Origin of the sequence: Clostridium sp. BL-8, from assembly GCF_002006495.1 — a bacterium.
Classification (GTDB): domain Bacteria; phylum Bacillota; class Clostridia; order Clostridiales; family Clostridiaceae; genus Clostridium.
Map to the genome: position 1 here is coordinate 1 of NZ_LZZL01000135.1, position 9311 is coordinate 9311.

At 28.1% G+C, this 9311-nt stretch carries 11 protein-coding genes; 8 read left to right on the forward strand and 3 right to left on the reverse strand.

The features are described 5' to 3' along the window. Positions 1–111 precede the first annotated feature (111 nt). Both CLOBL_RS25545 and CLOBL_RS25550 read left to right on the forward strand, forming a co-directional pair. On the forward strand, positions 112–1452 hold the full coding sequence (locus CLOBL_RS25545; RefSeq protein WP_077861574.1) for a CCA tRNA nucleotidyltransferase: 1341 nt from the start codon (positions 112–114) through the stop codon (positions 1450–1452). A gap of 193 nt (positions 1453–1645) precedes the next feature. After that, positions 1646–1915: a late competence development ComFB family protein gene (locus CLOBL_RS25550; protein WP_077861575.1), complete on the forward strand. Its 270-nt coding sequence runs from the start codon at positions 1646–1648 to the stop codon at positions 1913–1915. An 89-nt stretch (positions 1916–2004) separates the two neighbouring features. Here CLOBL_RS25550 and CLOBL_RS25555 read toward each other — a convergent pair whose 3' ends face one another. Both CLOBL_RS25555 and CLOBL_RS25560 read right to left on the reverse strand, forming a co-directional pair. Further along, positions 2005–2802, reverse strand: coding sequence for a TPM domain-containing protein (locus tag CLOBL_RS25555; protein WP_077861576.1), 798 nt, complete (start codon positions 2800–2802; stop codon positions 2005–2007). Further along, the gene (locus CLOBL_RS25560) at positions 2799–3365 is read right to left on the reverse strand and encodes a LemA family protein (RefSeq protein WP_077861577.1); all 567 of its coding nucleotides are present in this window, start codon (positions 3363–3365) and stop codon (positions 2799–2801) included. The genes CLOBL_RS25555 and CLOBL_RS25560 overlap by 4 nt, the downstream gene beginning before the upstream one ends. Positions 3366–4165: 800 nt before the next feature. Here CLOBL_RS25560 and CLOBL_RS29070 point away from each other — a divergent pair. Together CLOBL_RS29070 and CLOBL_RS25565 are read left to right on the forward strand one after the other, a co-directional pair. Beyond that, the gene (locus CLOBL_RS29070; RefSeq protein ID WP_278281362.1) at positions 4166–4294 is read left to right on the forward strand and encodes a hypothetical protein; all 129 of its coding nucleotides are present in this window, start codon (positions 4166–4168) and stop codon (positions 4292–4294) included. Beyond that, a complete protein-coding gene (locus CLOBL_RS25565) occupies positions 4254–4514 on the forward strand; it encodes a CD3324 family protein (protein WP_242953925.1) in 261 nt (86 codons plus the stop codon). The genes CLOBL_RS29070 and CLOBL_RS25565 overlap by 41 nt, the downstream gene beginning before the upstream one ends. Positions 4515–4709: 195 nt before the next feature. Here the strand turns inward: CLOBL_RS25565 and CLOBL_RS25570 are convergent, their stop codons facing one another. Beyond that, the gene (locus CLOBL_RS25570; RefSeq protein WP_077861578.1) at positions 4710–5021 is read right to left on the reverse strand and encodes a hypothetical protein; all 312 of its coding nucleotides are present in this window, start codon (positions 5019–5021) and stop codon (positions 4710–4712) included. Positions 5022–5375: 354 nt separating this feature from the next. Between CLOBL_RS25570 and CLOBL_RS25575 the strand changes: the two genes are divergently transcribed. The 4 genes from CLOBL_RS25575 to CLOBL_RS25590 all read left to right on the forward strand — a co-directional run bounded on the left by CLOBL_RS25575 (position 5376) and on the right by CLOBL_RS25590 (position 9165). Then, positions 5376–5582 carry a hypothetical protein gene (locus tag CLOBL_RS25575; protein WP_179117840.1) on the forward strand — a complete coding sequence of 69 codons (207 nt, stop codon included), beginning with the start codon at positions 5376–5378 and terminating at the stop codon, positions 5580–5582. A gap of 195 nt (positions 5583–5777) precedes the next feature. Further along, positions 5778–7049 (forward strand): 2-hydroxyacyl-CoA dehydratase family protein, encoded by a 1272-nt coding sequence (locus CLOBL_RS25580; RefSeq protein ID WP_077861580.1) that lies wholly within the window; start codon positions 5778–5780, stop codon positions 7047–7049. Further along, entirely contained in the window at positions 7046–8758 is a 1713-nt protein-coding gene (locus CLOBL_RS25585) for an acyl-CoA dehydratase activase (RefSeq protein WP_077861581.1), read from the forward strand. The genes CLOBL_RS25580 and CLOBL_RS25585 overlap by 4 nt, the downstream gene beginning before the upstream one ends. 65 nt (positions 8759–8823) lie before the next feature. Beyond that, a complete protein-coding gene (locus CLOBL_RS25590; RefSeq protein ID WP_077861582.1) occupies positions 8824–9165 on the forward strand; it encodes a hypothetical protein in 342 nt (113 codons plus the stop codon). The last annotated feature ends 146 nt before the right edge of the window (positions 9166–9311 follow it).

Consider the following 9311-nt stretch of genomic DNA (forward strand, 5'->3'; position numbering starts at 1 on the left):
TTTAGATATTTACTTAGCGGATAGACATCCTAAATGTAATTTTATTATTGCAACACATATATTAAAAAATAAACTTATAGAAATCTGTATGGTTAATAAGGGGATGAGATAATGAACGTTAAAATTAAACTGCCGCAAGATGTTGAATTTATTATTAGTAGATTAATTGATAATGGATATGAAGCTTATGCTGTTGGGGGATGTGTCAGAGACAGCATTTTATCTAAAAAGCCAAAAGATTGGGATATAACAACTAAAGCTAAGCCAGATGATATAATAAGGTTATTCGACAGAGTTATATTAACAGGACTTAAGCATGGAACAGTAACAATAATATTAAATAACGAAAATTATGAAGTAACAACATATAGAAATGACGGAGAATATGAAGATAATAGGCATCCAAAGCAAGTAAAATTTGTTTCTTCTCTTAAAGAAGATTTAGCTAGAAGAGATTTCACAATTAATGCTATGGCATACAATGAAATAAATGGTTTAGTAGATTATTTTGGTGGAATTCAAGATTTAAATGATAAAATAATTAAAACTGTTGGAGATCCAAAGCAAAGATTTGGTGAAGATGCCCTCAGAATGCTGAGGGCAATCAGATTCTCAGCACAATTGAATTTCAGAATCGATTCAGCAATTATAACGGCAATTAAAGAGCTTAAAGATAATATTAAATATATTTCAAAAGAAAGAATTAGAGAAGAATTTAATAAAATATTAATCAATGATTCACGAAAGATTGAAATATTAAGAGAATGTGAACTTTTAGATTACATTATACCAGGTATAAATAAAACCTATGATTTTGACCAAAACAATCCATATCATGCATATGATTTATATACTCATACATTGTTATCATTAGAGGCTATAGACTCAGTTCTGCATTTAAAATTAACTATGCTGCTTCATGACTTTGGGAAGCTTTTTACTAAAACCACAGATGAAAATGGAATCTCTCATTATTATTCCCATGGAAAAGAATCAGTAATAGCTGGTAAAAGTATACTAAAGGATTTGAAATATGATAATGATACAATTAATTTAGTTTTAACATTAATACAATATCATGATTGCATATTAGAAAGCAAAGCGTCAATCAAGAGAATGTTAAATAAAATAGGCGAAGATCTTTTTAGAGACTTAATTAAAGTAAAAAGGGCAGATATACTTTCACAAAATCCGTTGTATATTAAGGAAGGTTTATTAAACTTAATTAAAGTTGAAGAGAAACTGGATTCAATAATAAAGCAAAGGGAATGTTTTAATTTAAAAGATTTAAAGATTAATGGAAAAGATTTAATCAATTTAGGATTTAATAAAGGTAAGGAAATTGGAGAGATATTAAAATGCTTACTAGATTTGGTTATAGAAAATCCAAATTTAAATGATGAAAAAAAACTAATTGAATTAGCAAATAAAAAAATTAAAAGCAAGTCTTAGATAAAGCTGATAATTTTGCGTAATTAGACATTATATTGAGATTAAATAATTGTATTTTTTGGTACTTTAATATAAAATAAGAAAAGTATTTATATTTATTAGATGTAATGAAATTTTAAAATCACGAATATCGATAAGTTTTGTTATTAAGGGGTTAAAAAAGATAACTTTTGTTAATAGGGGGAAAAGACAAATGTATAATGTCACAAATTACATGGAAATATGGATAAATGATTGTATGGAAATCTTGTTAGAAAGAACAGATGGATGTAAATGCGATATATGTAAAAGAGATATATTTACTCTTTCGCTTAATAATTTAAAACCTTATTATGTAGCCACTCCTTTAGGTAAAGTAATGGCTAAACTAGAAAATACTAAACAGCAGGCTGAAACTGATATAATAGTTGAAGTTACAAAAGCAATGAAAAAGGTTAAGGAAAATCCAAATCATAATGTCTAACCTTATATGAAGACTTACCAAATCATTTGAGGACAATAATATTTTCAATTTATGTATTACATAAATTGAAAATATTATTGTCCTGTTTTTTACCAGCTCCCACTTGATCCACCGCCACCAGAAGATCCACCGCCAAAGCCACCAAAACCTCCGCCGGAAGATCCGCCTCCTCTTGGTCCACGACCTCTAAATATATTACTCCAAAAAATGAGTTGTAATAGAGATAAAGAAATTCTTCCTCTATTAAACATAAAATCTAATAGTAACATTGCTATTATTATACCGCCTGCAATTTTAGTACCAGTACCATAAGGTTGAGCAGTAGTTTGCTTTGGTAATGATATATTTAAAGATTTATCTAAAGTAACATTATATTCCTTGGCGATATAATCAGAAAAGGTACTATATGAGTTGACTAATCCCTCACCATATTTACCTTCTGCAAATCTAGGCTTTGCAATAGATTCCATAATTCTGTTACTTAATACATCTGGAATAGCTCCTTCAAGACCTCGACCTACTTCTACTCTCCATGTTCTATCATTTATGGCTAATAAAATAAGTAAGCCATTGTCTTTTTCTTTTTGGCCTATTCCCCAGGTTCTAAAAAGTGTAATAGCATAATCTTCTATAGGAACATTATTTGTTGAATTTATTAGAACAACTACTGCTTGAGCGCCTGTTTTATCTTCTAGTTCTTTCCCAATGGATACTATACTAGTCATTTCAGTTTGACTTACTACATTAGTATAATCATTTAAATATTTATATGTTGTAGGGGAAGGAATTTTAATTTCAGCATTTGATTGAAAGGATGAAAAAAGAATTACTAAAAGAAAAAAGCATATAAATAAATTAAGAATTTTGCTTTTATTATTTATTTTCATTTAGTAAAATCCACTGAAGGAACATCTTTTGCACCTTCTGCCGCTTTATAAAGTGCTTTTTCCTGGAATCCAAATAATGATGCTACTATATTGCTCGGAAAGCTTCTTCTTTTAGTATTATAATTTGTTACAGCAGTATTATAATCTTGTCTAGCTACAGCAATTCTATTTTCTGTACCTTCTAATTGAACGGATAAATCTCTAAAATTTTGATTTGATTTTAATTCAGGATAATTCTCAACTACAACTAACAATCTAGAAAGTGCTCCAGAAAGCTGATTATCTGCGTCAGCTCTATCCTGTATGTTGGTAGCTCCAGCCAATTTACTTCGTGCATCTGCTATATCTGTGTATATTGTTTTTTCCTGAGCAGCATATCCTTTAACTGTATTAACCAAATTAGGAATTAAATCCGATCTTCTTTGAAGCTGAGTATCAATATTGGATGATGCAGAATTTGCCGTTTGTTCAAGGGAAACCAATTGATTATAAGCAGTAATAGGAATACCTAAAATTATTAATATTACAACTACCAATATTCCAAGTTTCATACCTTTGCTCATTATTGAATACCTCCTTTGTTATTAAACATATTTTGTGTAAAAAATCAAAAAATATGTTTTCATAAATAGAATCTTAAATATGTAAAAAAGCTTAAATAAAAACAATGGATATTTACAAATGATATTTTAACAAAATAAACATTAACTAGAGAATATTAGGAAAATTTAATTATAAGAATTTTTTCCATTGGAAAATTTATCCAGCACATGAGATAATTAAAACAGCCGGTGATTCTAAATGAAAGGGGATGATAATATTGATTATTAATAGGAGGTGGCTATTGGCCTAAATAGTAGGTTAGTAGTGTCATCGATAAATAATGAAGAGGGCAGGTTAAAATGACCTCTTCTACTGTTATCATTAAAGTAGTAATAGCAATAAAGCATAATTGGAATATGTTGACAGAAAGTGAAATTTGAAATAAAATATAAATAGTTTAATAAATTCAGATGAAGGAGGAGTTAGAATATGAATTCATTTATATATTGTGCAGAGGTGTTTTTTAAATAATTTAATATTGTCGGAAGCACTGTAACAAGTTTATAGTTATTTCTATAACTTCTGTAGAAAGTTTAGATAAATCAAAGCTTAGTATGCTTTCGAAAGTGACTAATAACCGTCATCTGAAGAGTTAATATGGATTGAAATCTGACAGAGTGCACGAGGATTATCGTGTTTTTTTATTGTCTTTTTTCTAAAGTCCCGTGGATGGTTATATATATCCACGGGATTTTTTTATCCAAAATTCAAGATGAAAAACTGTAGTTTTAAATTTTAAATTTATTAGGAGGTGATTTCAATGGGAAATTCTAAAAGCGAAATAATACTAGAACTTATAAAAGATAAGGAGGAATTGAACATTGTGTTACAAAAATGGAAAGGATATTTTGCCGAAGAAACTTTTAGAGGAGCTGCAAAAATATATTGAGGGAGAAAACATATATATTCCTAGAAAAGAAGAGAGAAAAGGCTGGGGAGAAAATAATGGTACTAGAATAGCAATAAGGGAAAGAAATTTAGAAATATACAATCTTTATAAAAAAGGAACTAAAATCCTTGATATAGCGGAATTATATAATCTTTCAGAAGACAGTATAAGAAAAATTATTTTTAAATTAAATAAGCTTAAAAATATAAGAACAACGTAAAAGAAAGATTTCTATAAGTAAAGTAACTAATATAAATGACATTTTAAAGGATTATATGAAATAACATACTTAACATTGTCAATCGAGAAAAAGAGTATATCATTACCTATATGATGAAAATGTGATTTATATATAAAGATAGAAATTAATATTAATTATAATGGTGAGAATTAGATATAGGGACTAAATGAATAACTATGATTTAGTTATAGCTATTTCTCCTTTACCAGCTATTATAATAAGATCTCCATTTTTAATATAACCTAAGTTTACAACTTCATTAAGATTTTCAAAGTTTTTAAAATATCTTTGATTACCAGTAGAATCAATTATTATCAAAGTTGTAGGCGGATTTACTACCAGTTTAGCGGTAGCGGTAAAATCCGCTACTTCAGAAATATTATATACACCTTGTTTATAAGAATCTGATATAAAAACTGCCTGTGGTACTTTTACAAGAGCAAATGTAAACATTAAAAAGAATATTATAAATACTTTTAATTTCATTATGAACACCTCACTGTGTAGTATTTTGTGAGATTACGATGAAAATATACTATAGAATTTATAATTCTGACTTAATATTAAGATTAAAATATAAGCAGTGTTATCTATTTTTCGGGTGTCCATGCATATAAAGTTGGAAAGTTTTATTCTAATTATTTTTTACATATACCTTAAGCGACAGTAAGAGTAATCTATTATTATGATGATAGTTTATAATAATATAAACTTGTCAAAAATAATTAGTAAAGGAGAGATTTAAATGAGAAGTTATAAAAGAAAATTTAATGGATATTCAAAGAAAGGAGTTATAAAAAATACGGAATGAAATTTAAAGTTAGTAGAGGCAAAAATAATATGAAAGATGAATTCAAAATAGAAATGCTTTTTTCAAAAGTAAAGGGTCTAATCAAAGTTTTTAGAAAAGTTTTTGAAACTAAGCCATATGAGAATAATAAAGAAATTTTCTACGATTACAGAACTGAAAAGCTACAACTTAATAGCTATGAAAAGCGTAGAATTGAAAATTATAAAGAAAAAATAAAAGATAGACTTTTATTTTAAAATAAATAGGGATTGGGCAAGAGTAGAATTAAATAAAACTTGCTTCAATCCTTATTATATTTTAATAAATTTTACATATTTAATAATAGTTATATTTGATAAAAATTTCATTAAGGAATAAAATAATAGTTGGTATGATAAATCAAAAATGTAAAAAATGTGAATATGACGTTCGGTCATAAGAATGAGGTGGATATGGATATTGTAAAAAAATATGAGGAATTAACCAAAAAACAAGCTGAAGCCAATCCAAAAACAGCATATAAAATGATTAAATTAGGACTTTTCTTAGAAAAGCAAATGGTTAAGTTTTCATCTCAAGAAGTTCCTAAAGCATATAAAGAATTGAATTTAATAGCTCTTAATTCGATCTTAAGAGGATTAAAAAGTCCAGAAAATTCTGCCTGGGTTAATATCTTTACTCCGGTGGAAATTCTACAATGCTTTGATATCAATCCATTATCACTGGAATGCATGTCTTGCTTTATGTCAGGTTTTGAATGTGAGGATTTTGTAAATGAATATGCTGAAAATATCGGAGTTGCGGAAACCCTATGTTCATATCATAAAGGTTTTATTGGAACAGTAGAAAGCGGAATTCTACCCAAGCCTAAGTTTGCATTTACAACATCTACCTGTTGTGATGGAAATGTTAATACAATCCGTTATCTTGCTGGCAAACATGATTTAGATTCGTATATCTTAGATATTCCTTATGAGTATTCTCTAGAAAATGAAAAATATGTTGTAGTCCAATTAAGACAGATGATTAATATGCTTGAAGAAAAGTGTAAGAAGAAATTTAATGAGAATGAATTGAAGGAAATATTAAAAAGGGAAAATGAATCCAAAAGTTTTTTCAAAGAATATTTAAAATATCAAAGAACAAAATATTATCCGAGCTCTTTAACTTTGCATATGTATATGCTTTTTGCATCACATGTAGGTATAGGAACTAAAGAAATTTATAATTTTTATAAATTATTAGCAGAAGATATAAAAAAGTATCCTGAAAGTGAAGGACTAAAAGTATTTTGGGTTCATCTTTTGCCATATTATCAAGAAACGATGAAGGAATATTTTAATTTTAATCCTAAATATCAAATTCAATCATATGATACGAATTTTGATTACATGGATGAATTGGATGTTGAACATCCTTTAGAAGCATTGGCAAAGAAGCTTATTTTAAATATATATAATGGCTCCTATGAAAGAAAGATCGAGGCAATTAAAAAAGCTGTAGATGATTTAGGTTCTCAAGCTATCATTCATTTTTGTCATTGGGGCTGCAAGCAATCTTCTGGCGGTGTAATGCAGCTTAAGGATGCAATGAAAGAAAAAAATATACCAATGCTTATTTTGGATGGAGATTGTATGGATAGGAGAAATTGTCAAGATGGACAGTTAAAAACTAGATTAGAAGCTTTTTTAGAAATCTTAAAAAATACGGAGGGAAACATATGATTGGATATACTTGCAAATATACGCCAATAGAAATATTCACAAGTCTAGGTGCTGAGACAAAGAGAATAGAACCTAATGTAACGAGCTATGATAAAGCTGAAATGATGATGCATACTAACTTGTGTTCTTATGTTAAGGGTGTATTAGAAGATGTAATTTTAAATGATTATGAAGGAGTAGTATTAACAAGCTGTTGTGATAGTACTAGAAGGCTTTATGATACTTTAAAAGATACTTTTCCAGATAAATTCATTTATATATTAGATTTGCCTAGAAAAGTAAACGATGAATCTATAAGAATTTATGAAAATATAGTTAAAAAAATGATACATGCATATGAAAGTTTTAGCAAAAAGACATTTGAAGAAGAGAAACTTAAAGAAATCTGTGATTCAATAAAAATAAATTATAGTAAGCCTTCAACTGGTATAAACGTAGGAATGATGGGCGCAAGATGCAATGAGGGAATAATTGAATTGGTTAAAAACTCCAATGTTAATGTATTATTTAATATTTCATGTACCGGTGATGAACGGAAATATGAGTTAAATGATGAGGACGTATATCATAAATATATAAAAGATTTGTTGAGTAAATTGCCTTGTCTTCGCATGACAGATATTAATGATAGAAAAGATTTTCTTAAAGAACAAAAAGAGAATCTAGATGGAATTATATATCATACAGTTAAATTCTGTGATATTTATTCTTATGAATATGCTGAGATGAAAGAAAATTATGATGTTCCAATATTAAAAGTAGAGACAGATTACACAAAACAATGTGAAGGACAAATAAAAACAAGGGTTGAGGCATTTATTGAAGCATTAAAAACAAACATGGAAAAAGGTGATAGTAAAATGAAAAATGTTATTAGCGAAGAATCAAAAAATAATTCTAATAAAAAAGATGAAGATATAAAGTATGTGATTGGAATTGACAGTGGTTCAACATCAACAAATGCGGTAGTTGTTAATACTAATAAGGAAATTGTAGCTTACACAGTAATAAGAACTGGAGCTAAAAGTAGTGAAAGTGCGAACAGAATTTTAGAGGAAATATTAAATAAATCAAAATTAAACAGAACTGACATCTCACTAATAGTTGCTACTGGTTATGGAAGGGTAAGTATATCTTTTGCTGATAAAGAGATAACAGAAATAAGCTGTCATGGTAAAGGTGCTCATTATTTAAATCCCAAAATTAGAACAATAATAGATATAGGAGGCCAGGATAGTAAGGTCATTAAGTTAAATGAAAAAGGAGAAGTAATTGATTTTGTAATGAATGATAAATGTGCGGCTGGAACCGGCAGATTTCTAGAAATGATGGCTAGAACTCTTGAAATAGATATAAAGGATATGGGACCTGAATCTTTGAAATGGAGCGAAGATATAAAAATAAGCAGCATGTGTTCGGTTTTTGCCGAGTCAGAAGTAATTTCCCTTATTGCACAAAACAAAGAAAAAGCTGATATTATTCACGCTTTAAATCAATCTATATCAAGCAAGACTAATGCTCTTCTTGGTAGAGTAGGAAAAGAAAGTGAATTCATGATGACTGGAGGTGTAGCTCAGAATGTTGGAGTTGTAAATGCTTTAGAAGAAAAAATAGGCGAAAAGTTATTTATTTCAGATGAACCTGAAATAGTAGGAGCACTAGGAGCAGCATTATTTGGAGTTGAAGAACTAGAAAAAAAAGAGAATTAATAATTTCTTAAGAATAAAGAAAATAAAGTTTTCTATAGAATTTATTTTGAGAGGATGTAGATATTATGGACAAATATAATATACCATTAGGAACCTTAGTTGAAGTAATACAAACTAATTCTGAGTCCGATAAAAAGAATCATGGAGTAAGACTTTACGTTGTGGCTCATCATAAAGATTCACAGGGAACACCGCTATATTCATTGGGGTTAAAAGGAGAAACTAATGCATTAAAAATGTATAATGGGTATTATGAAGAAAATTTAAAAATTATTAATAAGATATCGGTTGAGTTAACCAAAGAAGAAATAGATGATATAGTTCAATGGGGAAATATATGTGAAGAAGAAGGCTGGTTTATTGAGAAAGATAGAAATCTAAAAGAGAAATTAAGTAAATCAATTTAAATTATAGAAATTATGAAAACGATATTCCATTCACATTTAAAAACCATAATTAGTAAACATATATACTAATTATGGTTTTTTTAAAGAATATAACAATCTTAACTAGCACAATAAAAGATAGCTTATCATCCCATTATAATCTTTCG

Excerpts from the sequence above, each read along its gene's own strand:
- CLOBL_RS25545 (WP_077861574.1), top strand. The coding sequence starts at position 112 with ATGAACGTTAAAATTAAACTGCCGCAAGATGTTGAATTTATTATTAGT.
- CLOBL_RS25585 (WP_077861581.1), top strand. The coding sequence starts at position 7,046 with ATGATTGGATATACTTGCAAATATACGCCAATAGAAATATTCACAAGT.
- CLOBL_RS25560 (WP_077861577.1), bottom strand. The coding sequence starts at position 3,365 with ATGAGCAAAGGTATGAAACTTGGAATATTGGTAGTTGTAATATTAATA.
- CLOBL_RS25575 (WP_179117840.1), top strand. The coding sequence starts at position 5,376 with ATGAAAGATGAATTCAAAATAGAAATGCTTTTTTCAAAAGTAAAGGGT.
- CLOBL_RS25550 (WP_077861575.1), top strand. The coding sequence starts at position 1,646 with ATGTATAATGTCACAAATTACATGGAAATATGGATAAATGATTGTATG.
- CLOBL_RS25555 (WP_077861576.1), bottom strand. The coding sequence starts at position 2,802 with ATGAAAATAAATAATAAAAGCAAAATTCTTAATTTATTTATATGCTTT.
- CLOBL_RS25570 (WP_077861578.1), bottom strand. The coding sequence starts at position 5,021 with ATGAAATTAAAAGTATTTATAATATTCTTTTTAATGTTTACATTTGCT.
- CLOBL_RS29070 (WP_278281362.1), top strand. The coding sequence starts at position 4,166 with ATGGGAAATTCTAAAAGCGAAATAATACTAGAACTTATAAAAGATAAG.
- CLOBL_RS25590 (WP_077861582.1), top strand. The coding sequence starts at position 8,824 with ATGGACAAATATAATATACCATTAGGAACCTTAGTTGAAGTAATACAA.
- CLOBL_RS25580 (WP_077861580.1), top strand. The coding sequence starts at position 5,778 with ATGGATATTGTAAAAAAATATGAGGAATTAACCAAAAAACAAGCTGAA.